Source organism: Nocardia sp. NPDC059195 (assembly GCF_042754695.1).
GTDB lineage: Bacteria > Actinomycetota > Actinomycetes > Mycobacteriales > Mycobacteriaceae > Nocardia.
This window is the reverse complement of the sequence record NZ_JBHZBG010000022.1, coordinates 1-26,824: the sequence shown is the minus strand read 5'-3', so window position 1 is coordinate 26,824 and position 26,824 is coordinate 1. Positions and strand designations below refer to the sequence as shown.

The following is a 26,824-nucleotide window of genomic DNA, read 5'->3' as shown; positions in this document are numbered from 1 at the left end:
GGTCAGTACACGTCGCGCACGTACCGCTTCTCGGCCACGAGCTGCTTCTTGAAGGCCAGCGCGCCCGCCTCGTCCAGCTTCCCGTGGATCTGGGCGATCCGCAGCAGGGTGTCGTCGACATCCTTGGCCATTCGGGCGGCGTCACCGCAGACGTAGAAGTGGCCGCCGTCGCGCAACCACGACCAGAGCTCGGCGCCGTGCTCGATCATCCGATGCTGGACATACACCCGCTCGCGCTGATCGCGCGAGAAGGCAAGGTCGAGGCGGGTGAGGAAACCTGAGCGGAACATGTCCTCGAGCTCGGCGCGGTAGTAGAAGTTCTGGGCGGCGTGCTGGTCGCCGAAGAACAACCAGTTGCGGCCGGTCGCGCCGATGGCCCGCCGCTCGTGCAGGAAACCGCGGAAAGGAGCGATACCGGTACCCGGCCCCACCATGATCATCGGGGCATTCGGATCCAACGGCGGACGGAAATGCGGTGCCCGCTGCAGAAAGATCGGCACCTCGGTAGTACCTCGGTCGGCCAGGAACGTCGAGCACACCCCACCACGACGCGCCGAGGTGCCCACCGGGTCGCCGTAGCGGACGACACCGACCGTCAGCTGCACCTCGTCGGGAGTGGTCAACGGGCTCGAGGAGATCGAATACTGCCGGGGTTGCAGCTTTTTCAGTGCACCCAGCCAGTCGACGAGATCGGTGCGAACCGGGAAGTCGCGCAGCACATCGACGGCCTGGCGATCCCACAGATAGGAGGCGAGCTCATTGCGGTTGTCGCGGCGCAGCAGCTTGGCCAGCTGCGGGTGTGGGTTGCGCTCGCCGATGAAGCCGAGCAGATCCTGACTCACCTTGGTGACGTCGTAATGCGTGCGCAGGGCGTCGGTGAGTGTGAGTTCGCGGTCGTCGACCTCGATCGTGCGTCGACCGTCGAGGCCGGTGCAGGCGAGCCATTCGTCGACCAGGTCGGGACAGTTGGCGGGCAGCACGCCCAGCGAATCGCCCACTTCGTACCCGGCATCGAGATCGTGCAGGTCGAAACCGAAGCGCCGCACCTCTTTCGGCGAGCCGGGCGCGCTCAGGATCTCGTTGCGCATCAGGGTGGCGCGGACCGGAGACTGGCGGGTGAACGGAGCGGCGGTGGCGCGCGGCGCCCGGGAGGGAGTCGACGCGAGTTGCCGGTCGAGCACGGTTGCGCCACCGCGACCGGCCGGTGACGGCATCGTATGGGGCGAATGTGTTTGCAGGGCAACGCCATTGGTGAACAGCGAGTCGCGGCCATTCGATGCGCCAGCGAGCGAACCGTTGCGGCCGCGCGCTGTGCCGGCCGGTGCGGCGTCGCGACCCGGTGGGGTGCCACCTGTCGAGCCGCCGTCGTCGGGTGATCCGCTGGTGATCACGGCCAGGACATCATCGAGCCACTGATCGGCGGTGTCGGCGAAATCGGGTTCGCTGTCCACCCGCGGCAGCAGCCGTTTCGCGCCACGTTCGGCGAACAACGTGTCGAGCTTGCGGCCGTGGCCACAGAAATCGTCGTAGGAGGAGTCACCGAGCGCGAACACCGCGTAGCGAACACCGTTGAGGCGAATGATGCTGTCTTCGAGCCTGGTCCAGAAGTCGGCACCGTTATCCGGCGGGCCACCATCACCGAACGTGCTGGTGACGATGAGGACGTCACCGACAATCGAGGTCAGCTCGCACGAATCCATATCCAGCACCGACGGCATGAAGCCCGCTTCCGAGAGACGGGCCGCGACGGTGGCGGCCAGTTCTTCGGCATTACCGGTCTGGGATGCCCACAGCACGGTGACCGGGTGGGGGGTAGGGCTGTCGGTGGCTTCGGCGGTGGCGCCCGCGTTGCGGGAGTACATGCCGGCCAGCAGGCCGTCGACCCACAGGCGTGACTGTGTCGACAGCGGTGCGCTCACCGGCAGCACCGGCTGGCCGGTCACCGGCAGCGACTGCAGGGCGGCGAGGTAGCCGCCGAGATAGATGCGCTCGGTCTCGCTGAGCGTGGGCGAGGTACCGGCGTCGAGGCCGAGTATCCCGGCCAGTGGATGCGCGGCCGGTTGCACGGGCAGCTGTGCGGGTTGTGCAGGCGCCTGCTCCGGGGTGGCGACGGGGCCGACCCGGCGCAGTGCCACCGCGCACGCCTTGAACTCCGGCTGCAACGAGGCCGGATCCACCGCGTCATTGGTGACAGCGTTGATCGTCAGATATTCGCCCTGTTCGTCATTCCAGTGGAAAGGAGCAAAACAATCACCAGGTCGCACCCGGTCGCTGATCCGCACCGGCAGCACAGCACGGCCCCGGCGCGACGCGATCTCGAGCTGATCGCCCGGCTTCAGATCGAGTCGCTCGGCATCGGTGGGATGCACTTCGACGAACGGCGCCCCGGTCAGCTTGGTCAACTTGGCGACCTTGCCGGTCTTGGTCATCGTGTGCCACTGATGTTGCAGCCGACCGGTATTGAGCAGGAACGGGTAGTCGTCATCGGGCAGTTCGGCGGCGGGCATGTGCGGACGGGGGAAGAACACCGCGCGCCTGCTCGGGGTGGCGAACGCGAGCCGCGGAGTGGTGCCGTCGGCCGCCACGTGCAGCGGCTGATGGGTGCCGTCGTTGACGTAGCGGATCGGGTTGCGCGGCGTATCGGCGTCCTTGCACGGCCACTGCATCGATCCTTCCGCCAAGCGCTCGTAGCTCATGCCGCTCAGGTCGTAGCCGGTGGCCGGGTTGGTGAACTGCCGCAGCTCGGCGAACACCTCGGCGCTGGAGGTGAAGTCGAAGCCGGGGAAACCCATGGCGGTGGCGACCTGGGCGATCAGCAGCCAGTCCGGTCGCGCGTCGCCGATCGGGTCGACCGACTGCTGCAACAGGGTGACGTTGCGCTCCGAATTCACCATCACCGCATCGGCTTCGGCCCACAGCGCGGCGGGCAACAGCAGATCGGCGTAGGCGTTGGTCGCGGTCTCGGCGTAGGCATCCTGCACCACGACCAGCTCGGCCGCTTCGAGGCCCGCGATCACGGTTTTGCGATTGGCGACAGTGGCGACAGGATTGGTGCAGATGATCCACGCGGCCTTGATCTCGCCGTCGGCCAGCCCGCGGAACATGTCGATGGTGCCGGGGCCCGACTCGGTGCGCAGGGTGCCGTCGGGCAGATCCCAGGCGGTTTCGACGAAGGCGCGATCGGCGGGGGAGAGCAGGCTGCGCTGGCCGGGCAGGCCGGGGCCCATGTAGCCCATCTCGCGGCCACCCATGGCGTTGGGCTGGCCGGTGAGCGAGAAGGGCCCACTGCCGGGCCTGCAGATGGTGCCGGTCGCCAGGTGCAGGTTGACCAGGGCATTGGTGTTCCAGGTGCCGTGTGTCGACTGGTTGAGCCCCATCGTCCACAGCGACATCCACTCGCCCGCCTCAGCGATCATCGTGGCCGCGGTGCGGATATCGGCCTCGGCCAGGCCTGTCAACTCGGCGACGCGGGCAGGCGGATAGTCGGCGAGGAACTCGGGCATCGCGTCCCAGCCCTCGGTGTGCTCGGCGATGAACGCGGTATCGATCGCACCGTTGGCGACCAGCAGATGCAGCAGTCCATTGAGCAGGGCGAGGTCGGTGCCCGGTGCGATCTGCAGGAACAGGTCGGCGCGGGCGGCGGTATCGGTGCGGCGTGGGTCGACCACGATCAGCTTGGCGCCCGCCTTGAGCCGGTCGGCCATCCGCAGATACAGGATCGGGTGGCAGTCGGCCATGTTCGCGCCGCTGACCAGGAACAGGTCGGCGTGCTCGAAGTCGTCGTAGGAACCGGGCGGCCCGTCCGCGCCGAGCGACTGCTTGTAGCCGGTGCCCGCGCTGGCCATGCACAGGCGCGAGTTGGCTTCGATGTGCTGTGTCCGCAGATAGCCCTTGGCCAGCTTGGTGGCCAGATACTGGGCTTCCAGCGACATCTGTCCGGAGACGTAGAGGGCGATCGCGTCGGGGCCGTGCTCGTCGAGGATCGCGCGCAGGCGGGTGGCGGTTTCGTGCACGGCCTCGTCGACCGGCAGCGGAACCGGGACCTGGCCGCGTTCGGGGCGGCGGTAGGCGGTGTCCATCCGGCCGGGGGCGGCCATCATCTCCGCGTGGGTGGCGCCCTTGGTGCACAGCCTGCCCGCGTTCGCCGGATGCAGTTTGTCGCCGCTGACCTTCGCGATCAACCGTGCACCAGACTGATCAGTCTTTGTCTGGACGTTTATGCCGCAGCCGACGCCACAGTACGAGCACTGTGTACGCACAGTGTCCGTGTCGCGGCCGTCCGCTTCCCCTGCCATGACTCGATCATCCGCATTTGTCGTTGCGCGCGATTTACCGAACGTTATGTCCAGGTGACAATTGACCTCACAAGTCAAAATTTCGACGGTGAGGAAATGGCCCGAATACTACCCCTGATCAGGGGGCATTCCGGGCCGCAGGCACGCAATCACGCACGAGCCGGGGTGACCGGACTCACCCCGGCTATCGACAGCGTTTCAGCCCAATTTGTAGCCGCGGTGCAGTGCCACCACCCCGCCGGTGAGGTCACGCCACTGCACCGAGTCCCAGCCGGCGTCCGCGATCCGGCGCGCCAGCCTGCGCTGGTTCGGCCAGGCGCGGATCGACTCGGCCAGGTACACGTACGCGTCCGGGTTGGAGCTCACGGCACGCGCCACCCGGGGCAGCGCCTTCATCAGGTACTCCATGTACACGGTGCGGAACGGCCCGAACACCGGTGTGGAGAACTCACAGACCACGACCCGTCCGCCCGGTTTGGTCACCCGCAGCATCTCGCGCAGTGCCAGATCGATATCGGCGACATTGCGCAGCCCGAACGAGATGGTCACCGCGTCGAACGAATCGTCGGCGAACGGCAGTGCCATCGCATCGCCCGCCACCATCGGGACCTGCCGGAACCGGCCCGCCGCGAGCATGCCCTGGGAGAAGTCGGTGGCCACGCACCAGGCGCCGGACTTGCCGAGCTCTACGGTCGAGACGCCGGTACCCGCGGCGAGGTCGAGGACCCGCTCGCCGGGACGCAGCCCGAGAGCACGTCGCGTCGCCCACCGCCAGTACCGATCCTGGCCACCGGAGATGACCGTGTTGGTGAGGTCGTAGCGCTTCGCCACACCGTCGAACATCGACGCGACCTCGTGGGGTTGCTTGTCCAGCGAAGCCCTAATCGGTTCTCGCTGCTCTGTTGTCGCCACGAACCGAGCTTAGAGTTTTTTCGCCGCGATAGCGCGGGTGGGTTTCACCACTCAGGCCGTCCGTGGCAATCGCGCGCGCATCCCGGTGACGTCGGCGTAGTGGCCCATCAGCTCGGTGCAGACCGCGGGCCAGGTGCGGTGCAGCACCGACTTGCGCGCCGCCGCGGCGAACAACCCGCGCTGCCTCGCATCACGCAGGGCTGACACGGCGCTCGGCAGCAATTCCGCGAACCGGTCGACCGGCAGCAGGTACCCGTTGCGGCAGTGGGAGATCAGATCCCGCGGTCCGCCGGCGTCGGGCCCGATCACCGGCACACCCGAGGACAGCGCTTCCTGCACGCCCTGGCAGAACGTCTCGTGCTCGCCGGGATGCACCATCACGTCCAGGCTGGCGTAGTGCGTTGCCAGCTCGCTGCCACCCAGCTCGCCGGTGAACACAGCGTCCGGCATCAATCTGCGCAGCCGGGCCCGTTCCGGTCCGTCGCCGACCACGACGAGCTGGATCGACGGGTCACCGGCCAGCGCGGCCAGCCGCTCCACGTGCTTTTCCGGTGCGAGCCTGCCGACGAACCCGACGACGAGCCGGTCATTCGACCCCAGCCAGCTCGCCCGCAACTCGTCACTGCGTGCCGCCGGGTTGAACCGGGCGATATCCACCCCACGACCCCAGCGATGCACTCGCGGGATCCCGTGCTCGTCGAGGTCGTGCGCGGCCGCCGACGACGGCGCCAGCGTGCGGGTAGCGCCTTCGTGGATCCGGCGCGTCCATGCCCACGCGGCCCGTGCGGCCAACCCGAGCCCGTAGCTCTTGGCGAACCCGGCCACATCGGTCTGATACACCGCGACGGTCGGCAGATCCAACCGCGTCGCCGCGGCGAGCCCGCCGGCGCCGAGCAGGAACGGCGAGGCCAGGTGCACCACATCGGGATCGAAATCGGCGATGGCGGCGGTGATTCCCGGTTGCGGCAGACCCACCGGCAGCGAACTCACCTTCGGCACCATCATCGCGGGCACCCGGTGCACCGGGAAGCGGCCGTGAAAACGTGGTGCCGGTGGGGCGCCGCGCAGGGAATCGGGCGCCACGATCAACGCGTCGTGTCCGTGCTGGTCCAGGTGGTCCAACACCCGCAGCACGGAGTTGACGACGCCGTTCATGTTCGGCAGGAAAGACTCCGAGACGATGGCTACGCGCACTCTCTCAGGGTGACCGCCGGACCGCGCGACACCCCCACACCGACATGAAGCCGGGACGAACAGCAAACGAAGTTACGACTCGCGCCGCTTGCGGCGCACGATCCACAGCACCGGCAGAGCGAGCGCCCAGGCCACGAAGATCACCGACGCCGCCGGGATGATCGCCACCCGTGCGTCGCGGCCTGCCACCCGGACCAGGTCGGGATCGCGGGTGCTGTACTCCACGTTGATCCGCTGACCGGCGGTCAGGTTCGTCGGATACAAGATGCCGACCTTCGGATTGTGGGTCACGCTGTCGGGCGTCACATAGGTCACCGCCGAACGCAGCCGGCCTGCGGAAAGCACTTCGCCGGAGGTCACACCGCGATGCCGCTCGATCTCGAAATCGTTGCGCCAGGCCGCGAGTACCAGCAACACCATCAGCACGCTGATCACGGTCGCTGTACCGATCACCCATGCCCGGACTCGTCGCAGGCGCTTGTCCCGCCGCTCCGACAGGCTGGTTTCCGACACCCGCCACACAGTACCGGCTGTTATCTCGGCGGCTGGTGCCGTGTGTTCTCGGACTGCCGCAGCCCGACAGAGCGAATACGCCTAGCATTCCCGGCATGTCCCGCAAATTCAGCTTCACCGTGCCCTATACCGTCCCGGTCGAAGAGCTTCACCGGGCACTTGTCGACGATGCCGTCTGGCAGGCGCGTTTCGCCGCAGCCGAGACCGCGACCATCGAACTCTCCCATCCCGACGGCCCCGGCTCGATTACCATCCATATGACTGAAACCCCAGGTAAAGACAAGGTTCCCGCCCTCGTACGCAAGGTGCTCAAGAGCGATCTCGTGCTGGCACGCAGCGACAACTGGCAGCCACTGCAGGGCGAGATCGCCAAGGGCGGTTTCACCGGCAACACCAGCGGCATCACCACCGAGATGTCGGGCACCTACGAATTGCGCCCCACCGCCGAAGGCAGCGAAATCGAGGTCGTCGGCACCGTGAAGGTGAAGGTTCCCCTGGTTGGCGGCGCCATCGAGCCACTGGCCGAGCAGCTGCTTCAGCGCGTTCTCACCAGCGAACGCAAGTTCATCGAGAACTGGTTCGCCAAGCTCTGAGCCGCGGCGATGGGTGCCGCTCCACCGAGCGGCACCCTCGTCTCAGCCGCGATTCTCGACCAGAACCAGCCAGTTGCCCGAGTTGTCGCGAATGATCGCCTCGGTGCCGTACGGGCGTTCGGACGGTGGCTGGATGAACTCGACCCCCTTCGCCGTGAGTTCCTCGTAGGTCTTCTGGCAGTCGGCGGTGCGCAGCCCGAGTGCGCCGTGGGTGCCGTCCGCCAGTGCCCGCCGGATCGCGTCGGCGAGGTCGTCGGTGAGCGGCGGTCCCGGGACCATCAGCGTCACCTCGAGCTCGCGATGATCGGGGTGGGCGATGCTGACCCAGCGGAACCCGTTGTCGCCCATGCTCACATCCGCGGTCTCGACGAAACCGAGCTTGTCGACGTACCACTGTTTGGCGGCATCCTGATCGGTGACGTACACGGTGACCAGGGAAACGTTCGTGATCGTTGTCATGGTTGCAGGCTATGGCCGCGCGGTGTCATCCGGCTTCTCCGAAATTGCGGTGTCGCGGCGGACGCGGTCCGAGAGCCCGTGCATGAAGACATAGCAGCCCGGAATGCGCGGTGCCCCGTCGGCGAATTTCGACTGATACTCGCTCGGCGTCACCCCCACGAGTTGTCGGAACTTGGCGCTGAACGAGCCGAGGCTCGAATAGCCGACCAGCATGCACACCTCGGTGACGGTCAGGTTGGTCGACCGCAGCAGATCCTGCGCCCGCTCGATCCGCCGCTCGGCCAGATACACCGCCGGCGTGCGCCCGTACACGGCGGCGAACGCGCGCAGGAAGTGATATTTGGACACACCGGCGGAACGTGCCAGTTCGTCCAAGTCGAGCGGATCGGCGTAACGCCGATCGACAAGGTCGCGCGTCTTGCGCAGATGCGGCAGCAGGGCCAGCACCGGACGACGCCCTGTCGCACTCACCGCAACCCCTTCCTGCGGCTGTTTCCCCGAGCACCGCTCGCACAGGGGTAACTCCCCAGCCACAGCAAACTCAGCCGCGCACTATCCGCAGGCCGCCGACGCGACCCGGCCCGAACCTGAGTCCGGCTATAAGTCACGGGGAGGCGGAAGAGAATGGTGGGAGTTCGTCGGCGCGGAGTGAGGCTCGTCCCGCCGCGCGCCACGCCCGGGCGGTGAGGTCGAGATCCTCGTCGGTCACCAGATTGCCCATCACCCGAACCGCCGTGCGCTGCAGATACTTCGAGCGCATCACCGGCGGGCCACCGAGCGGGACCATCCTGGGCTGGGTGGCCAGTCCGGCGAGCCTGCGCGCCACCGAGAAAGTGCGTCCGTAGTGGTCACGCAGCAGCTGCGGCCACGCCCGGCTCAGATCCGGCTCGTCGAGCAGGTCAGCGAGCATGTGCCCGCCTTCCAGCCCGTAGTCGATGCCTTCGCCGTTCAACGGGTTCACACAGCCCGCGGCGTCACCGACCAGCACCCAGTTCGGACCCGCCACGTTCGAGACCGCGCCGCCCATCGGCAGCAGCGCCGAGGCCACCGCGCGCAGTTCGCCCTCGAGTTCCCATTCCTCGCGACGTTGCCGGGTGTAGTGCTCGAGCAGCGGCTTGAGCGCGATGTGCGAGGGCCGCGCCTCGGTGGCCAGCGAGCCGACGCCGATGTTCACCTCGCCGTTGCCGAGCGGGAAGATCCAGCCGTAGCCGGGGACCAGCTCGTCGGCGGCATTGCGCAGTTCCAGGTGCGAGGAAATCCACTGGTCGTCGCTCCGGCCGGACTTGATGTAGGCGCGGGCCGCGGTGCCGTAGGCGTAGCGGCGATGCCAGGTGCGGCCCAGCTGTTTTCCGATGGGGGAGCGCACGCCGTCGGCCACCACCAGCACCCGGCAGCGCACCGTGTGGGTGTTCTCGCCGATGCGCACCGTCACCCCGGTGACCCGCTCGCCTTCGCGCAGCACCTCGGTGACCTTCGCCCCGTCGACCATCCGCGCACCGGACTTGATCGCGGTCTCACGCAGCTTGTCGTCGAGTTCGGTTCGTGGAACCGCACTTCCGTACGTCGGGAACGACCCGCCCGGCCAGGGCAGCAGCGCCTCCTTGCCGAAGCCCGCCATCCGCAGGCCGTGGTTCACCGTGTGCGCGCGCAACCATTCGCCGAGACCCAGCTGCTCCAGCTCGGCGGTGGCGCGCGGCGTGAGCCCGTCACCGCAGGTCTTGTCGCGCGGGAAAACCGCCGAATCGAGCAGCAGCACATCACGTCCGGCGCGCGCGGCCCACGCCGCCGACGCCGATCCGGCGGGCCCTGCCCCGACCACCAATACCTCGACGGAGGCAGGCAGCAGAGCACGGTCGGCGGGGGTGAGATCCGGTGAACCCATGGCTCAATACTGGCACTGTCGGCCGCTGTGCGAGAGTGTCGGGTACACCGGGAATTGTCACTGTGTGACGGGGTTCATCGGCCATCGTGCCGGAACACGCTAGGTTGCTACCCGTCGGGGTCGGACGCATCGCTGGGAGAAGATAATGAGCACATCGGCTGTGAGCGACGAAAGCACCGTGGTTGCCGGGGTGGATCTCGTCGATCCCGAACTCGCCGTCACCGTGCGCGACGGGCTGGTCGCGGTCGAGAAACTGCTCGTCGACGAACTCTCCGACGGTGCGGAATTCCTCCAGGAGGCGGCCCTGCACCTGGCCAGGGCCGGCGGCAAGCGGTTCCGGCCGCTGTTCACCGTGCTCACCGGCCAGCTCGGACCGAACCCCACCGATCCGGCGCTGGTCACCGCGGGCACGGTCGTGGAACTGGTGCACCTCGCGACGCTCTATCACGACGACGTCATGGACGAGGCGACCCAGCGGCGCGGTGCGGAGAGCGTCAACTCGCGCTGGGGCAACAACATCGCGATCCTGGCAGGCGACTACCTGTTCGCCCACGCCTCGCGCCTGACCTCCACCCTCGGCCCCGACGCGGTCCGCATCATCGCCGAGACCTTCGCCGAACTGGTCACCGGCCAGATGCGGGAAACCATGGGCGCCAAGCAGACCCAGGATCCCGTCGAGCACTACCTGCGCGTGGTGTGGGAGAAGACCGGCTCGCTCATCGCCGCCGCGGGCCGCTTCGGCGGCACCTTCTCCGGCGCGGGCCCGGAGCACGTCGAACGACTGGCCCGCCTCGGCGACGCCGTCGGCACCGCCTTCCAGATCTCCGACGACATCATCGACATCTCGTCCTCGGCCGAACAGTCCGGCAAGACGCCCGGCACCGACCTGCGCGAAGGCGTGCACACCCTGCCGGTGCTCTACGCCCTGCGCGAGACCGGCGCCGACGGCGACCGCCTGCGCACCCTGCTGGCCCGCCCGCTGGCAACCGACGCCGAGGTCGACGAGGCACTGGAACTGCTGCGCCGCTCACCCGGCATGGCGCTGGCCAAGGAAAAGCTCGCCGAATACGCCGACCTCGCCGACACCGAACTCGCTGCCCTCCCGGCAGGCCCGGCCAACGACGCCCTCACCCGCCTGGTCCGCTACACCATCGAACGCGTGGGCTGAGCCGGAAGATCGAAGCGTCAACCAGTCGGAACTTTCGGTCCACGATCGGCGTTGCTCATTCATGCCCAATGGGATCAAAACCTTCGGTTTGATGGTTGGCATGTCGGCGCTGATCGTCGCCATCGGGGCGATGTTCCGCAGCCCGACGATCCTCATCATCTCGATCGTGCTGGCCGTCGGCATGAACGCCTATGCCTACTTCAACAGCGACAAGCTGGCCTTGAAGGCGATGCACGCGCAACCGGTGAGCGAACTGGAAGCGCCGGTCATGTACCGGATCGTGCGCGAGCTCGCCACGGCGGCGCGTCAGCCGATGCCGCGGCTCTACATCAGTCCGACCAGCGCCCCCAACGCGTTCGCGACCGGCCGCAATCCGCGTCACGCCGCGGTCTGCTGTACCAGCGGCATCCTGCAACTGCTCGATGAACGGGAGCTGCGGGCGGTGCTCGGCCACGAGCTGTCCCATGTCTACAACCGCGACATCCTGATCTCGTCGGTGGCGGGCGCGATGGCCTCGATCATCACCGGCTTGGCGAACATGGCGTTCTTCGCGAGCTCGTTCGGCAGCAGAGACGGAAACGGCCCGAACATCATCGGTGTGCTGCTGGTCTCGTTGCTCGGCCCGATCGCGGCGGGCCTGATCAAAATGGCGGTCTCCCGATCGCGGGAGTACCAGGCCGATCAGTCCGGCGCCGAACTCACCGGTGACCCGCTGGCCCTGGCCTCGGCCCTGCGCAAGATCGAACGCGGCGTCCAGGCGGCCCCACTTCCGCCGGACCCCAAGATCACCAGCGAGTCGCACCTGATGATCGCCAACCCGTTCCGCGCGGGCGACCGAGTCGCCCGCTGGTACTCCACCCACCCCCCGATGGACGAACGAATCAAACGTCTAGAGGAAATGGTCGGGGACAACCCTCAGTACTGAGCGCGGCCCCCCGCCATTCGCATCATTCCCGGGGACAACCCTCAGTACTGAGCGCGGCCCCCGCCACACCCGAGCTACCGGTAGTTGACGAACTGCAGGGCGATGCCGAAATCCTCGCCCTTGAGCAGCGAGATCACTTCCTGCAGATCATCACGCTTCTTGCTGCTGACCCGCAGCTCCTCGCCCTGGATCTGCGCTTTCACACCCTTGGGGCCTTCGTCGCGGATCTTCTTCGAGATCTTCTTCGCCTTCTCGGTATCGATGCCCTGCACCAGCGTGCCGGTGATCTTGAACACCTTGCCCGAGGGCTGCGCCTCGCCGGCATCGAACGCCTTCAGCGAGATATCGCGACGGATCAGCTTCTCCTTGAAGACGTCGAGTGCCGCCTGCACCCGCTCCTCGGCGTTGGCGGTCAGCACGATGGCTTCCTCGCCCGACCACGCGATGGACGCGTCGGTGCCCTTGAAGTCGTAGCGCGAGTTCAGCTCCTTCTCCGCCTGATGCAGAGCATTGTCGACCTCCTGACGATCGACCTTGCTCACGACGTCGAATGACGAATCAGCCACACTGCGCTCCTGTCCTGTGAAGGTCCGGCGAACTCCGGGCCGGGATTTCTACCGGCCACCGAGACAGTTGTACCCGCATGGGTGGACAACCGGTGCTCGCAGGGGGTCTGTGCAGGCGTTTTGATAGTCCGGGTGGGTACGTTGTAAGCTGCTCAGCGCACCGGAAACGGCGCACACGGCAGATTGCCCGAGCGGCCAATGGGAGCGGACTGTAAATCCGTCGGCTTATGCCTACGTAGGTTCGAATCCTACATCTGCCACATCGAACCCCCGTCGATCATGAAGATCGGCGGGGGTTCCTTGGTTTGAGAGGTTGCCCAGCTCGCCTTCGAGGTAGCCTCGTCAGGAACCATGCGTTTCGGACCAGTTCCGGTGCCGTGAAAATGGGCCTTGAGCTGGCGATTTGGTGGTGTCGGGTGCGAGTGTGTAATCTCGTTCAGGACGCCGGAGCACGGGGTCACGCTGATCGGCTTGCCGGTTCAGACTCTGTGCCACGTTGTCATGCCCCCTTAGCTCAGTCGGTAGAGCGTTTCCATGGTAAGGAAAAGGTCAACGGTTCGATTCCGTTAGGGGGCTCGCCGGATTGCCGGTGGTGAGCGGCTTACCGCGGCACCATCGGGATATTAGTCCGCCGTGGCGGTGTAGCTCAGTTGGTAGAGCAAACGACTCATAATCGTTGTGTCGCCGGTTCAAGTCCGGCCATCGCTACCAATTTCAACTCAGCCCAGACCGGAAAGAAGGCAAATCGTGGCCGCGAAGTCCACCGATGTCCGGCCAAAGATCACCTTGGCCTGCGACGAGTGCAAGCACCGCAACTACATCACCAAGAAGAACCGGCGTAACGACCCGGATCGCCTCGAGCTGAAGAAGTTCTGCCCCAACTGCGGAACTCACCGGGCGCACCGCGAGTCGCGCTAGTTTTCAACAGCATCTGCCGAAGGCCGGACGAGAGTCCGGCCTTTGTGCTTTTCCCGGGAAGTTCATGCGAAGTTCGGGGCCGTTGCAGTACCCGGACGCATCACGTTTACTCCGGCCGACTTCAGTGCTGCCTTACGAGTGAGTAAGGTCCACGTTGTGACAGTGAACACCGGAACTCACGAAGCGGTCCCTGCCGCAGCCGCCGAATCATTCGATCCCGCCGCCCATGCGGCATCGATGGTCGGCCACCACTACCGCGTCGACGACTACTACGAGGTCGGCCGCGAGAAGGTGCGCGAATACGCCCGTGCGGTGCAGGATTACCACCCGGTGCACTGGGAAGAAGACATCGCTCGCGAGTACGGTCACCAGGGCCTGGTCGCCCCACTCACCTTCATTTCCCTGGTCGGCATCCTCGCCCAGCGCAAGCTGTTCGAACAGATCGTGACCGGGTACGACCTGAGTCAGATCATGCAGACCGACCAGATCCTGGAATTCCACCGCCCGATCCGGGTCGGCGACCAGTTGACCTGTGATGTGTATCTGCATTCTTTCCGCCAGGCCTTCGGCGGCGACATCATCGTGACCAAGAACATCGTCACCGCCCAGGACGATGAATTGGTGCTCACCACCTACACCACCCTGATCGGCCGCAGCGGCGGCGACATCGATCCACGCATGTCGGACGCAGTACGCAACGTGCTCATGCACGGACTCGGCGAGGAAGAACCTGCCCACCACGCGCCGTCGGAGCTCTCGGACGGGATCGCCCCCGACCCGATCACCAAACAGCCCGAACCGACCGTCAGCGCGCATGCTCTGTCCTTCGACAGCGTGTCGGTCGGCGACGAGCTGCCCGCGCGCGTGGCGCGACTCACCCGCGGCGATCTGGTCAACTACGCGGGCGTGTCCGGCGACGCGAACCCGATCCACTGGAGCGACGAGGTCGTGAAGCTGGTCGGCCTGGACGACGTGGTCGCGCACGGCATGCTCACGATGGGTCTCGGCGGCGGTTTCGTCACCTCGTGGCTGGGCGATCCCGGCGCGGTGAAGGAGTACAACGTCCGCTTCACCAGCCCGGTCTACGTCGGTTCCGACGTCCCGGCCGAGGTCGAATACACCGGCAAGGTGAAATCGGTCGACCCGCAGACTCGCACCGCCGTTGTCGCCATCACGGCGAAGTCGGCGGGCAAAAAGATCTTCGGCCGCGCCACGGCAACCGTTGCGCTGTCCTGACCTGGTCGAGTGTCCCGGATTGGCGATAACCGCGCGCGGTGACGTATAGTCGGGACTCTGGGGTCATGAGATGCTGCGCGCTGATCTTCTCGAGGGGTTACCTCCTCATGGAAGCGGCGCGCGTGTTGTGTGACACTGGGGATAACTGAATATCGAATGTGGTTGGAGATTACAGCTCAGGCTGGTCCAACCGAAGGGGCGTAGCTCAATTGGCAGAGCAGCGGTCTCCAAAACCGCAGGTTGCAGGTTCAAGTCCTGTCGCCCCTGCCCTGAATGCCAGCGACGAGAGAGGATCGACGTGAGCGACGAGCGGGACACTCGCGAAGACGGCGAGGACACCGCCGCTGCCACTCGACCGAGTGGCAAGCGGTCTGCTCGTCGTGTGCGCGCGTCGGATGCTCCGACAGATAACGGATCGGTGGCCACGCTCGATCGGCCGTCGGCATCGCGCAAGGCAGACAAGACTGCCGGCAAGGCCACGGGCAACCCGTTCAAGCGGCTGCTCAAGTTCCTGCGAGAGGTCATCGCGGAACTGCGCAAGGTGATCTGGCCCAACCGGAAGCAGATGGTCACCTATACGGCCGTCGTTCTGGTGTTCGTGGTCTTCATGGTCGCGTTCATCGCCGGGATCGACGTGGCGTTCGTCAAGGGTGTCGACTGGCTGTTCGGCTGATCGCCGACACCGACGCCGGTAGCCGATCCAGGGCGGAACGGCGGAGTGCGTTCCGCGCGCCCACCCGGCCCAGAGGATGTACGTGACGACACAGGAAGCGAGTGCCTCAGTGAGCACCCCGGAGAACGACACCAACGACGAGTTCCCGGTTGACGACGCTGTCGTGGCGGAAACCGCCACCGACGAGGTCGAGGCCGAGCTCGCCGATGGCGACGAAGCCGCTGCCGAAGAGGTTGTCGTCGACGAAGCCGTGATCGAAGAAGTCGCCACCGAGGAAGACCCCGAGGCCGACCCGATCGAGTCGATGAAGACCAAGCTGCGCCGCGTGCCCGGCGACTGGTACGTCGTGCACTCCTACGCGGGCTACGAGAACAAGGTCAAGACCAACCTCGAGACCCGCGTGCAGAACCTCGGCCTCGAGGACTACATCTTCCAGGTCGAGGTACCGACCGAAGAGGTCACCGAGATCAAGAACGGCCAGAAGAAGAACGTCAACCGCAAGGTGCTGCCGGGCTACATCCTGGTCCGGATGGAACTGAACAACGAGTCGTGGGGCGCGGTCCGCAACACTCCCGGCGTCACCGGTTTCGTCGGTATGACCGGCGGTGGCCCCGGCGCCAAGCCGACCCCGCTGACCATCAACGAGGTCGTGAAGTTCCTGGTTCCGGCCGGTGCGCAGGCACAGAAGAAGGCCGCCGCAGCTGCTGCCGGTGGTTCGGATGCCGGTAGCGCGGCGTCGGGCAAGCCCACCATCGAGGTCGACTTCGAGGTCGGCGAGTCGGTCACCGTCATGGACGGCCCGTTCGCGACGCTGCCCGCCTCGATCTCCGAGGTCAACGCCGAGCAGCAGAAGCTCAAGGTGCTCGTGTCGATCTTCGGTCGTGAGACCCCGGTCGAGCTCAACTTCACCCAGGTCTCCAAGATCTAGGATTTTCCACACTCGCGTCAACGGCACCGCTTACCGGCGGTGCCGTTGGTGTTTGCGCTGGTCACCACCCGATTGCTGGGGCGTGCGGCCGGTCCGGTAGGGTGTGATGGTTCGTGTTCTGACTTCCCCGCAGTACTTGTCGGGGTCTAGTCGTGCGCGGATACGAGGCTTACGGCAACCGTAAGGAACCGAACCCCAGAAAGCCAAGGAAGAAAGATGCCCCCCAAGAAGAAGAAGCTCGCCGGGATCATCAAGCTGCAGATCCAGGCCGGCGCAGCCAACCCGGCACCGCCGGTCGGCCCCGCGCTCGGTCAGCACGGCGTCAACATCATGGAGTTCTGCAAGGCGTACAACGCCGCGACCGAGTCGCAGCGTGGCAACGTCATTCCGGTCGAGATCTCGGTGTACGAGGACCGGTCGTTCGACTTCAAGCTGAAGACCCCGCCTGCCGCCCGTCTGCTGCTCAAGGCCGCCGGTGTGCAGAAGGGCTCCGCTGAGCCGCACAAGACCAAGGTCGCCAAGGTCACGATGGACCAGGTCCGCGAGATCGCCAAGACCAAGGCCGAGGATCTCAACGCCACTGACATCGATCAGGCCGCGAAGATCATCGCCGGTACCGCGCGTTCGATGGGTATCACCGTCGAAGGCTGAGCGTCTCGCTCACATGTGGGAGGGCCGGCCAGGCCCGAATAAACCACATCTGAAACCAGAACATTAAGGACAGAAAATCATGGCAAAACGAAGCAAGGCGTACCTCGCCGCTGCTGAGAAGGTCGATCGCGACGCGCTGTACTCCCCGCTGGCCGCCGCGCGCCTGGCGAAGGAGACCGCGACCACCAAGACCGACGCGACCGTCGAGGTCGCCGTCCGTCTCGGCGTCGATCCCCGCAAGGCCGACCAGATGGTCCGTGGCACCGTCAACCTGCCGCACGGCACCGGTAAGACCGCCCGCGTCATCGTGTTCGCCGCGGGCGAGAAGGCATCCGAGGCCGAGGCCGCAGGCGCCGACGCCGTGGGCGCCGAGGACCTGATCGAGCGGATCCAGGGCGGCTGGCTCGACTTCGACGCCGCGATCGCCACCCCGGATCAGATGGCCAAGGTCGGCCGCATCGCGCGTGTCCTCGGCCCGCGTGGTCTGATGCCGAACCCGAAGACGGGCACCGTCACCAACGATGTGACCAAGGCCGTCAACGAGATCAAGGGCGGCAAGATCAACTTCCGCGTCGACAAGCAGGCCAACCTGCACTTCGTCATCGGCAAGGCGTCCTTCGACGATGCCAAGCTGGTGGAGAACTACGGCGCCGCGCTGGACGAGATCCTGCGTGTGAAGCCGTCGACCGCCAAGGGTCGCTACGTCAAGAAGATCACGGTTTCGACGAACACCGGACCGGGCATCCCGGTGGACCCGAACCGCACCCGCAACCTCCTCGACGAGGATGCGTGAGCTGACGCGCCTGCCGCACAGCGGTTAGTGCCACTGAGCGCCGATACGGGTTCCCGTATCGGCGCTCAGTCCATTTGTCAGGTCCGCCGGGTCAGGATCGTGGATTCCGGCGGCGCCGTAGTATACCGGTCATGACTGCTGAATTGTCCGGGGCAGCCGGGCTCAGCGGCTGCGCGGACGGCCGAAAGCCGGCGAGCAGTACCGAGAGATGTCGCCGCCATATCTCTGGCACCCGACCCCCGGTTTGGTCGATGAGGGCTCGGATCGACAGCACGCACGAGAACACGTCGGTGAGGTTCAAGTCCTCGCGGATCTCCCCGGACTGCTGAGCATCCTTCAGCAACCGCTCGATGAGCCCCCAGAATTGGAGGCGCCGCTCGTCGTCTGCCGGCGGGAATCCCGACCACAACGACCCGAGATAGATGCGGTAAGACGCCATTTCATCGCCGATGAACCACAAGCACGCCTCGAATCCTTGACCTGGTGGCTGTTGCGCCGCAGTTCGGGTCACGCTGCGGACAATATCCTCCAGCAACTCATCAAGAAGGGCGTCGAGCAGGTCGTCCTTGGTTGAGAAGTGTCGATATAGTGTGCCGACACCGACTCCCGCGCGTCGTGCGATCTCATCCACACCGACATCGGGCCCCATTTCTGCGTAGACGACACGCGCCGCATCGAGCAGCCGCCGCCGATTTCGTAGTGCGTCACGACGCATCGGCCGGACGCTTTCGGTATGCGGCGGTTCACGATTCGCGGCCATGTGGTCGTTCTCCGTTCGTGCGGATGATTGTGGCGGATAAGGATTTCGCCGCGTCCGGGGCGATTGTGGACGTTGATACTGTCCCATCCTTTCGAGGCTGGCAACCGACGACTCCCGCCGTTCGCCTGCCGTGCCTTGCCCTCACGTATCGACAGGCGGAGTTGCTCGAGCGCGAACGCGGCAACTACCGGAGCGCTACTTGTTCTGCGAGCCAACTTTCACTGCCGACATGGTGCCGTGGGCGACAGATGAAACCGCAAGTCAGGGAACAATCCAGTTCGTAGATACCGGCCGGGTTTGTGCTGCGGTTGGGGCGACCGCAAACACCCATCGACACTGCGGCAAACTTATCGCATCCGTTCGGAAGTGTGATGTGGGCCATGTGTATGAGTGAGATTGGGGGGTCCCAGGTAATGTCGGATGCGGAGTCGGGTTCCGCTTTTGGGCCTGGGGGCGAATGTCAAAGAATTGTCGATGAGTGAAGGGGTTGGGTCAATCTGGCGTTTCCGCGAATCGCTGCGAACCGCATATCTTGGGGTTCGACTTGACGGCGACGCGGGGATGTCCCGTTTCGGCATTTCTAAAGCCCGACGTGCATGTTACTTTCTATTTCTGCGTGTCTGGAGAATTTGTGTATCTCATTCCAGTTGTCGTGTCGGCGAAATCTGAAGCTGAACTGCGTGGACGCGCCCTTCAGCTTTGTCGGATTCTCGAGCGTACGGGCGCGGAAATACGTGATATCGCCACCGTCGCGGCTCGGAATATGGATGCGGACAAGGTTCGGGCAGTAATCCTCGCGAGTGATGCGCAAGAATTATCCGGCGCACTGCGAGCGCTGGGAACAGGCCAGAAGCACACAGACTTGATTCGCTCGACAACTACGAAAACGCGATCCCGTGTCGCTTTCGCGTACCCCGGCCAAGGCTGTCAGTGGATGGGAATGGGCCGGGAACTACTCGAGGCGTCGCCGGTGTTCCGTGCGGAGATCGAAGCATGTGAATCCGCGATGCGGCCGCTGGTCGATTGGTCGTTGACCGAGGTGATCTCCGGTGCGGCGGGCGCCGAGACCTGCCATCGGATCGATGTCGTTCAGCCTTCGCTGTTCGGCGTCATGGCTGGTCTGTCGGCTATGTGGCGCCATGGCGGGGTGTCTCCGGCGGCGGTCATCGGCTACAGCATGGGAGAAGTCCCCGCTGCTCTGATGGCTGGAGCACTGTCGCGCGAGGACGCGGCGAAGGCGGTTGTCGTCTGGAGCAAGGGTCTGATCAAGCTCGGTGGCAAAGGAACGATGGCGGTCATCGCGGCGTCGGCGGCGACCGTTGCCGGGTGGATCGCCGCCGCGGGTCTCGGTCTCGATATCGCCGGGATCAGTGGGCCGCGATCGACGGTGGTCGCGGGTGATCCCGGCGAGTTGGCCGAACTTCGTCGCATTGGTGAGTCGGCTGGTCATCGGGTCTTTCCGATCGATGTGGAGGTCGCCGGTCACTCCCGTCAGATGCGGGAAATCAGCGCCGACGTGTGTGCCGAACTGGTCGGGCTCACCCCCACCGACTCGGTCGTGCCGATCTACTCCACTGTGACCGGAGGGCGCATCGGCGGCCGTGAAATGGGCGCGGAATATTGGCCCGAGAATATCTCGACCACTGTCCAGTTCGAATCTGCCGTGCGCGCGATGGTTGCCGATGATATTGACATGATCGTTGAGGTCAGCCCGCACCCGGTGCTTGCTGTGGGGCTCGTGGATATCATCGAATCGGCGTCGGGCGATGTCGCTGTACTCGATTCTTTGGCAAAAGAAGACGGTGGTTACGACAAATTCGTCGCGTCGGCGGCGCGTCTGTTTGTTGACGGTATCGACGTCGATTGGGTCGCCTTGTTGACGGACATGGATGGATCGCCCGCCGATATATCGGCGCTGTCGGATGCTCTCGGTGAATGGGAGGTGGATATCGAGTCGATCGCCGTCGATATCGCCACCGCCGAAACTGTGAAGACGACACCGATCAATCAGCGCGAGCTGCGCAAGATCATAGTCTCAGTCGTCGAAGAGGTACTGGGTGGCACGGTCCCCCAGGCAGATGTGGATCGCCTTGCTTTCAACGAGTTGGGCATGACTTCTTTTGGTGCGGTGAAACTCCGTACCGAGCTCAACGAGCGACTCGGGCTGCGTCTTCCGGTCACCGTGGTCTTCGATCACCCGTCGGTAGGCCAACTGCTGGAACGCATCCTCGTGCATACCGATGCCGATTCCGATACCAGTGACTTCGGGACGCCATACACCGTTGGCGACGACGTGGCCATCGTGTCGATGGCATGTCGCCTGCCCGGAGGTGTGACTACGCCAGATGAGTTGTGGCAGTTGGTGATCGAGGGTCAGGATGCGATTTCCGAGTTTCCCGATGACCGTGGCTGGGATCTCGAAGCCCTCTACGACCTCGACGGACGGGTGGGTTCCACCTACGCGCGAACCGGGGGTTTCGTCGACGGCGCCGGTGATTTCGACGCCGAGTTCTTCGGGATCTCGCCTCGTGAGGCGCTGGCGATGGATCCCCAGCAGCGTCTGATGCTCCAGACGTCGTGGGAGGTGCTGGAGCGCGCAGGAATCGCTCCGGACTCACTGCGCGGCAGCGATGTCGGTGTATTCGCGGGTGTACTCGCGCAGGACTACGGACCGCGCATGCACGAGGCGTCCCCGGACATGCAAGGGCACATCATCACCGGCAGCGCGCCGAGCGTGGTGTCAGGCCGGGTGGCGTACGCGCTCGGTTTCGCCGGCCCCGCGATCACGATCGATACAGCGTGCTCGTCGTCGCTGGTGGCGATGCATCTCGCGGCGCAGTCGTTGCGCAGCGGTGAGTGCTCGTTGGCGATCGCGGGTGGCGTCACAGTGATGGCGTCGCCCGGTGTGTTTCTGGAAATGGCCAAGCACCGGGGGCTCTCGCCAGACGGTCGGTGCCGAGCGTTCGCGGACTCCGCATCGGGAACGGGCTTCGCCGAGGGTGTCGGCGTGGTGCTGCTCGAACGTCTGAGTGACGCACGTCGGCTCGGGCATCCCGTGCTCGCCGTGCTTCGGGGCTCGGCGGTGAATCAGGACGGGGCATCCAATGGCCTGAGCGCACCGAACGGCCTGGCTCAGCAGCGGGTCATCCGGCAAGCATTGGCGAGCGCGGGCTTGTCAACGGCCGATGTGGATGTGGTCGAGGCGCACGGAACCGGAACACGGTTGGGTGATCCGATCGAGGCCGAAGCCCTGTTGGCGACGTACGGCCGGAATCGGACAACCGACAATCCCCTGTGGCTTGGTTCGATCAAGTCGAACCTCGGGCACACGCAGGCGGCAGCGGGCGTGACCGGCGTCATCAAGATGGTGCAGGCAATGCGGCACGGTGTGCTGCCGCCGACGTTGCACGTGGACGAACCGTCCGCGCGGGTCGATTGGTCGATCGGTGCGGTGGAACTGCTCCGGTCCCCGCGGAAATGGCCCGAGACCGGTCGTTCGCGCCGGGCCGGTGTGTCCTCTTTCGGTATCAGCGGCACGAATGCGCACGTCATCCTGGAAGCCCCCGACGTGCTGGAATACCCGGATTCCAGCGACGACACGGTTGGTTCGGACACCGGTGTGGTGCCGTGGGTACTGTCGGCGCGATCGCAAGCGGGATTGGCCGAACAGGCGCTGCGGCTGCTGAACTTCGTCACCTCGGAACCGGGCTACGCGCCCGCCGACATCGGCCGGACCCTCGCGACGGCACGATCGGTGATGGAACACCGCGCGGTCGTGATCGGCGCGGACTCCGACGAACTCATCGCCGGCGTTCGGGCGCTGGCTACCGGGGAGTCCGCATCGAACCTGGCCACGGGCAGGGCTGCCGCTCGGCCGGAGACGGTGTGGGTTTTCCCCGGTCAGGGTGCGCAATGGCAGGGCATGGCCGTTGAATTGCTGGCCACGAGTCAGCCGTTCCGCGACAAGGTGCACGAGTGCGCCCTGGCGTTCGAGCCGTACCTGGACTGGAATGTCGTCGACGTGCTCGACGACAAGGCCGGGGCACCGTCGCTTTCCAGGGTCGATGTGGTCCAGCCTGCGCTGTTCGCCGTGATGGTCGGTCTCGCGGAGGTCTGGCGCTCGGTCTGCCCGGAACCCGCGGCCGTCGTCGGCCATTCGCAGGGTGAGATCGCGGCCGCCCACGTGGCGGGAATCCTCGGGCTCGACGACGCGGCACGGATCGTCTGTCTGCGCAGCCAGGCGTGGCTGAGTCTGGTCGGCCAGGGTGGCATGGCGGCCGTCCGGCTACCGATCGACGATGTGCGTGCCCGGTTGGAGAAGTATGGCGACGCCTTGTCGATCGCGGCGGTCAACGGGCCGAACGCCATCGTGGTCGCCGGGGCACCGGACAGCCTGAACGAGCTGGTCGCTGAGGTGACCGCCGACGACTTCCGGGCGTGGATCGTCCAGGGCATCGACACCGCCGGTCACTCCGCACAGGTCGACGGGTTGCGGGATCGGCTGTATTCCGACCTCGGTCCGGTCTGTCCGCTGGCAGGAACCATTCCGATGTATTCGACGGTCTCCGGTGCCGAGATCGCCGGAACCGAGCTCGATGTCGACTACTGGTTCGACAACATGCGCAAGCCGGTGCTGTTCGCCGATGCGATGCGGTCGTTGTACTCCGACGGGTACCGGAATTTCCTCGAGATCAGTGCCCACCCGATGCTGGTGCCCGCAGTGGAGGCACTTTTCGACGATCCGTCGGTGTCCGCGAACGCGACGTTGCGCCGGAACATCGGCGGCGCGGAGCAGATGGAACTAGCCATGGCGACCGCCTTCTGTCACGGCACCCCGGTGTCGTGGGCGGATCGGTTCGGCGCGAGTGCTGGCATGGTTTTCGAAGTGCCGACCTACGCGTTCGCACGAACGCGTTACTGGGCGCCGATGACCCAGTCACTCGACGGTGACCTGCGGACGCTCGGCGAGCTCGCCAAGGTGGGCGTTCGTCTGGAAGAGCATCCGCTGGTCGGCGCGTCCTTCGAACAGTCGAGCTCGGGCGGACGGATCTTCTCGCATCGGATCTCGGCAGCGGACCCACGCTGGGTTGTCGACCACGCGTTGGCCGCGAATCCACTCCTGCCAGGGACGGCCTTCGCCGAAATCCTCTGGTTCGTCGGAACCCGGATCGATCGGCAGCTGATCGAAGAACTGACCCTGGAGGCGCCGGTGCTGCTCTCCGAGGGTTCGGAGATCGAGATCCAGGTCGCTGTCGGTCCGGAAGCTGCCTCCGGCGCACACCCATTCGAGGTCTACTCCCGAGACTCGGGGGGTGAGGACGGGCCGTGGCAGCGCAACGCGACCGGCGTCCTCGCCGTCGATCGGACGCAGGCCGACGGACTCGTCGGGCACTGGCCACCCGTCGGTGCCGAGTCCGTCGACGTTGACGGACTGTATGACGAATTGCTCGCTCGTGGTTACGAATACGGCCCGGCCTTCCGCAATGTCGTGCGCGCCTGGCGCACCGCCGACGCCGCGTTCGCCGAGGTCGAGTTGAGCGATGAAACAGTCGAAAGCGGATACCTTCTGCACCCGGCGCTGTTCGACGCGAGCCTGCACATCTTCGGGCTGCTCGGCGGTGCGGCGGAGTCGGGCAGACCGCGCATCCCCTTCGCCTGGCGTGACGTTTCCTTGCACGTCACCGGTGCGACTCGGCTGCGTGTGCGGGTGGAATTGCGCAACGACGACGAGTTGACCGTGGATGGCTTCGATTATCAGGGTCGTCCGGTGGTCCGCGTGGGCTCCGTGCGACTGCGTGAGGTCGGCGCGGCGACGACAACGGCGGCGCAGGTGGGCCGCAGCCTGTATCGAACCAGCTGGCAACCGCTGCCGAACAATTCCGTCATCGGCGATGCCGGGTGGGCGGTGATCGGCGATGTCCCGGTTCAGGTGCGCGACACCGCGTGCGAGGTCTTTGACTCGATCGAAACAGCGGCGGCCGCCGTACTTCCGCGATTTGTTGTGGTCGAGGCGCCGAGCGGCGCGGTCGGGGAGCCTGACGCGGCGACCGCCCGAGCTATCGTCAAGAACACCACCGTGCTGCTGCAGAACTGGTTGGCCGCCGATGTCACCGACCGTTCCACGCTGATCGTGCTCACCTCGCGCGCGGTATCGACTGACGCCGGAACCACCGCGATATCGCTGGCGCAATCCCCGATCTGGGGTTTGGTCCGATCTATTCAGACCGAGGAACCAGGCCGTATCGCGGTGGTAGACCTCGATCCGGACGATCACGAGTCGGTCGCCGATCGTCTGCGCGAGATCGCGCGTTCCATCGAGCACGACGGCAACTATCAGTTCGCGGTGCGTGGTGCGCACGTGCTGGTTCCCCGGTTGCAGCGTTGTGACGCCCCGGAATCGGCGGTCGGCAGCCCGTGGGCCGACGCGGGTACGGTTCTGATCACCGGCGGCTCTGGTTTGCTGGGGCGATTGATCGCCCGCCACCTCGTGCGGGAACACGGTGTTCGTAGCCTGGTCCTGTGTAGTCGCAGCGGACCAGCGGCGGCCGGTTCCGATGAACTCGCCGCGGAGCTGGCCGAACTCGGTGCCAGAGTCGCGATCGTGGCGTGCGACGTCGCCGATCGCGACTCGTTGGCAGCTGTCATCGCCGACATCCCGGCCGACTACCCGCTGACCGGTGTGGTCCATTCCGCGGTAGTCCTGCGCGACGGTGTGCTCGCCTCGGTGGACCCCGCTGACATCGATGCGGTGTTCGCGCCGAAGATCGACGCGGCGGTACACCTCGACGAACTGACGAGTCATCTCGACCTGTCGGCCTTCGTGGTGTTCTCCTCGACGGCCGCGACCCTCGGCACCGCAGGTCAGTCCAATTACGCGGCCGCCAACGCATATCTGGACGCACTGATGTGGGACCGCCGTCGACGTGGTCTTCCCGGACAGGCCCTGGCCTGGGGATTCTGGTCCGAACGCGGGGCGTCGACGACACATCTCGGCGACGCGGACGTACGTCGCCTCGCCAGGCTCGGCATTGCCGGAATCACCAATGCCCAGGGTCTGGCCATGTTCGACGCGGCCGTCGAACGGCTGGATTCGGTAGTGGTGCCGACCAACCTGAACTTGCCGATACTGCGTCAGCTGGCACGCACGAACGAAGTGCCCGAGGTATTGCGTGGCCTTGTCGGCCGCGCACTGCCGACGGCGAACGCCGAATCGGTCGCCGACGGATTGGCCGGCCGGATCGCCGACCTGCCCGCCGCGGAAGGCCTGGCCGTGGTGGCGGACGTGGTGCGCGCCGAGGTCGCGGCAGTGCTCGGATACACCGCCGGCGAGGAAATCGACTCTGGTCGCGCCTTCTCTGAGCTCGGCTTCGACTCGCTGACCGCTGTAGATCTGCGCAACCGATTGGGTCGAGCCACCGGATTGAGTTTGCCGGTGACCACAGTCTTCGACTACCCCACTTCGGATGTGCTGGCGAGGTTCCTGCTCGGTGAGTTGTCGGGCGTGGAGATGCCGGTGTCGACCGTGGTGCGTCCCGCCGCCGACGACGCGATCGCGATCGTGTCGATGGCCTGCCGTCTGCCAGGGGGCGTGTCGACGCCGGAGGAGTTGTGGGAGCTGGTCTTCGACGGCCGCGACGCGATCGGCGGGTTGCCCGATGATCGCGGCTGGGACCTGGCCGGATTGTTCGATCCGGAAGGGACACGCGCGGGCACGACGTACGCGAAGGGTGGTGGCTTCCTCTCCGACGTAGGCGATTTCGACGCCGATTTCTTCGGTATCTCGCCACGTGAGGCACTCGCCATGGACCCCCAGCAGCGGTTGCTGCTGGAATCGTCATGGGAAGTACTGGAACGGGCGGGTATCGCACCGGATTCGCTGCGCGGTAAGGATGTCGGCGTTTTCGCTGGCATGCTCTCGGCTGACTACTCGATGGTCGTCGACGCCTCCACGATGTCGGAAGGGCATATCGGCGTCGGTACCGCGAGCAGCGTCGCCTCCGGCCGCGTCGCCTATGTTCTCGGTTTCGAAGGCCCTGCGATCAGCATCGATACGGCGTGTTCGTCGTCGCTGGTGGCGATGCATCTCGCGGCGCAGTCGCTGCGTAGCGGTGAGTGCTCGCTGGCCATAGCGGGCGGTGTCACGGTGATGTCGACCCCGGGCATGCTGGTCGACTTTGCCCGGCAGCGTGGGCTGGCAGCGGACGGCCGTTGCCGGGCGTTCGCCGAGTCCGCGGATGGCACCGGTCTCAGCGAGGGCGTCGGCCTGGTGTTGTTGGAGCGGGTGTCGGATGCGCGGCGGTTGGGGCATCCGGTGTTGGCGGTGTTGCGTGGTTCTGCGGTGAATCAGGATGGTGCGTC

At 65.7% G+C, this 26,824-nt stretch carries 19 protein-coding genes and 4 tRNA genes; 14 read left to right on the top strand and 9 right to left on the bottom strand.

Going from position 1 to position 26,824, the window contains the following annotated elements; all coding sequences use genetic code 11:
- Positions 1-2 precede the first annotated feature (2 nt).
- The 4 genes from ACFXKN_RS24315 to ACFXKN_RS24300 form a co-directional block, all read right to left on the bottom strand.
- On the bottom strand, positions 3-4,295 hold the full coding sequence (locus tag ACFXKN_RS24315; protein WP_379433895.1) for a molybdopterin-dependent oxidoreductase: 4,293 nt from the start codon (positions 4,293-4,295) through the stop codon (positions 3-5).
- A 198-nt stretch (positions 4,296-4,493) separates the two neighbouring features.
- Complete coding sequence (locus ACFXKN_RS24310; protein ID WP_378913225.1) at positions 4,494-5,207, bottom strand: demethylmenaquinone methyltransferase; 714 nt, start codon at positions 5,205-5,207, stop codon at positions 4,494-4,496.
- Between the two features lie 51 nt (positions 5,208-5,258).
- Complete coding sequence (locus ACFXKN_RS24305; protein ID WP_379433894.1) at positions 5,259-6,401, bottom strand: glycosyltransferase family 4 protein; 1,143 nt, start codon at positions 6,399-6,401, stop codon at positions 5,259-5,261.
- A gap of 72 nt (positions 6,402-6,473) precedes the next feature.
- Complete coding sequence (locus ACFXKN_RS24300) at positions 6,474-6,914, bottom strand: DUF3592 domain-containing protein (RefSeq protein ID WP_379433893.1); 441 nt, start codon at positions 6,912-6,914, stop codon at positions 6,474-6,476.
- 95 nt (positions 6,915-7,009) lie between these two features.
- Between ACFXKN_RS24300 and ACFXKN_RS24295 the strand changes: the two genes are divergently transcribed.
- Positions 7,010-7,507 (top strand): DUF2505 domain-containing protein, encoded by a 498-nt coding sequence (locus tag ACFXKN_RS24295; RefSeq protein WP_378941134.1) that lies wholly within the window; start codon positions 7,010-7,012, stop codon positions 7,505-7,507.
- A 42-nt stretch (positions 7,508-7,549) separates the two neighbouring features.
- Here the strand turns inward: ACFXKN_RS24295 and ACFXKN_RS24290 are convergent, their stop codons facing one another.
- From ACFXKN_RS24290 to ACFXKN_RS24280, 3 genes are all read right to left on the bottom strand, one after another.
- Positions 7,550-7,966: a VOC family protein gene (locus ACFXKN_RS24290; protein WP_378941132.1), complete on the bottom strand. Its 417-nt coding sequence runs from the start codon at positions 7,964-7,966 to the stop codon at positions 7,550-7,552.
- A 9-nt stretch (positions 7,967-7,975) separates the two neighbouring features.
- Positions 7,976-8,437 (bottom strand): helix-turn-helix transcriptional regulator, encoded by a 462-nt coding sequence (locus ACFXKN_RS24285; RefSeq protein ID WP_379433892.1) that lies wholly within the window; start codon positions 8,435-8,437, stop codon positions 7,976-7,978.
- Between the two features lie 133 nt (positions 8,438-8,570).
- On the bottom strand, positions 8,571-9,848 hold the full coding sequence (locus ACFXKN_RS24280) for a geranylgeranyl reductase family protein (protein WP_379433891.1): 1,278 nt from the start codon (positions 9,846-9,848) through the stop codon (positions 8,571-8,573).
- Positions 9,849-9,993: 145 nt separating this feature from the next.
- Here ACFXKN_RS24280 and ACFXKN_RS24275 point away from each other — a divergent pair, with 145 nt between their 5' ends.
- A complete protein-coding gene (locus ACFXKN_RS24275) occupies positions 9,994-11,016 on the top strand; it encodes a polyprenyl synthetase family protein (protein ID WP_379433890.1) in 1,023 nt (340 codons plus the stop codon).
- A gap of 61 nt (positions 11,017-11,077) precedes the next feature.
- The gene (htpX, locus tag ACFXKN_RS24270; RefSeq protein ID WP_379433889.1) at positions 11,078-11,941 is read left to right on the top strand and encodes a zinc metalloprotease HtpX; all 864 of its coding nucleotides are present in this window, start codon (positions 11,078-11,080) and stop codon (positions 11,939-11,941) included.
- A gap of 74 nt (positions 11,942-12,015) precedes the next feature.
- Here the strand turns inward: htpX and ACFXKN_RS24265 are convergent, their stop codons facing one another.
- Entirely contained in the window at positions 12,016-12,507 is a 492-nt protein-coding gene (locus tag ACFXKN_RS24265) for a YajQ family cyclic di-GMP-binding protein (protein ID WP_056814350.1), read from the bottom strand.
- A gap of 177 nt (positions 12,508-12,684) precedes the next feature.
- Between ACFXKN_RS24265 and ACFXKN_RS24260 the strand changes: the two genes are divergently transcribed.
- The 10 genes from ACFXKN_RS24260 to rplA all read left to right on the top strand — a co-directional run bounded on the left by ACFXKN_RS24260 (position 12,685) and on the right by rplA (position 17,706).
- Positions 12,685-12,767 (top strand) — tRNA-Tyr (locus ACFXKN_RS24260).
- A 243-nt stretch (positions 12,768-13,010) separates the two neighbouring features.
- Positions 13,011-13,083 (top strand) — tRNA-Thr (locus tag ACFXKN_RS24255).
- 59 nt (positions 13,084-13,142) lie between these two features.
- A tRNA-Met gene (locus tag ACFXKN_RS24250) sits at positions 13,143-13,218 on the top strand.
- Positions 13,219-13,254: 36 nt separating this feature from the next.
- Positions 13,255-13,425 carry a 50S ribosomal protein L33 gene (rpmG, locus tag ACFXKN_RS24245; RefSeq protein WP_056814348.1) on the top strand — a complete coding sequence of 57 codons (171 nt, stop codon included), beginning with the start codon at positions 13,255-13,257 and terminating at the stop codon, positions 13,423-13,425.
- 162 nt (positions 13,426-13,587) lie between these two features.
- Positions 13,588-14,661, top strand: a complete 1,074-nt coding sequence (locus ACFXKN_RS24240) for a fused (3R)-hydroxyacyl-ACP dehydratase subunits HadA/HadB (RefSeq protein WP_378943146.1) — start codon at positions 13,588-13,590, stop codon at positions 14,659-14,661.
- Positions 14,662-14,855: 194 nt separating this feature from the next.
- A tRNA-Trp gene (locus tag ACFXKN_RS24235) sits at positions 14,856-14,928 on the top strand.
- A gap of 31 nt (positions 14,929-14,959) precedes the next feature.
- A complete protein-coding gene (secE, locus tag ACFXKN_RS24230) occupies positions 14,960-15,334 on the top strand; it encodes a preprotein translocase subunit SecE (protein WP_378941122.1) in 375 nt (124 codons plus the stop codon).
- 109 nt (positions 15,335-15,443) lie between these two features.
- The gene (gene nusG / locus ACFXKN_RS24225) at positions 15,444-16,262 is read left to right on the top strand and encodes a transcription termination/antitermination protein NusG (protein ID WP_379433930.1); all 819 of its coding nucleotides are present in this window, start codon (positions 15,444-15,446) and stop codon (positions 16,260-16,262) included.
- 216 nt (positions 16,263-16,478) lie between these two features.
- Positions 16,479-16,913 carry a 50S ribosomal protein L11 gene (rplK, locus tag ACFXKN_RS24220; protein WP_056814343.1) on the top strand — a complete coding sequence of 145 codons (435 nt, stop codon included), beginning with the start codon at positions 16,479-16,481 and terminating at the stop codon, positions 16,911-16,913.
- A gap of 79 nt (positions 16,914-16,992) precedes the next feature.
- Complete coding sequence (rplA, locus tag ACFXKN_RS24215) at positions 16,993-17,706, top strand: 50S ribosomal protein L1 (protein WP_266293661.1); 714 nt, start codon at positions 16,993-16,995, stop codon at positions 17,704-17,706.
- A 91-nt stretch (positions 17,707-17,797) separates the two neighbouring features.
- Here rplA and ACFXKN_RS24210 read toward each other — a convergent pair whose 3' ends face one another.
- Positions 17,798-18,466 carry a TetR/AcrR family transcriptional regulator gene (locus ACFXKN_RS24210; RefSeq protein ID WP_379433888.1) on the bottom strand — a complete coding sequence of 223 codons (669 nt, stop codon included), beginning with the start codon at positions 18,464-18,466 and terminating at the stop codon, positions 17,798-17,800.
- Positions 18,467-18,944: 478 nt separating this feature from the next.
- Between ACFXKN_RS24210 and ACFXKN_RS24205 the strand changes: the two genes are divergently transcribed.
- On the top strand, positions 18,945-26,824 hold a 7,880-nt coding region (locus tag ACFXKN_RS24205), incomplete at its 3' end, for an SDR family NAD(P)-dependent oxidoreductase (RefSeq protein WP_379433887.1).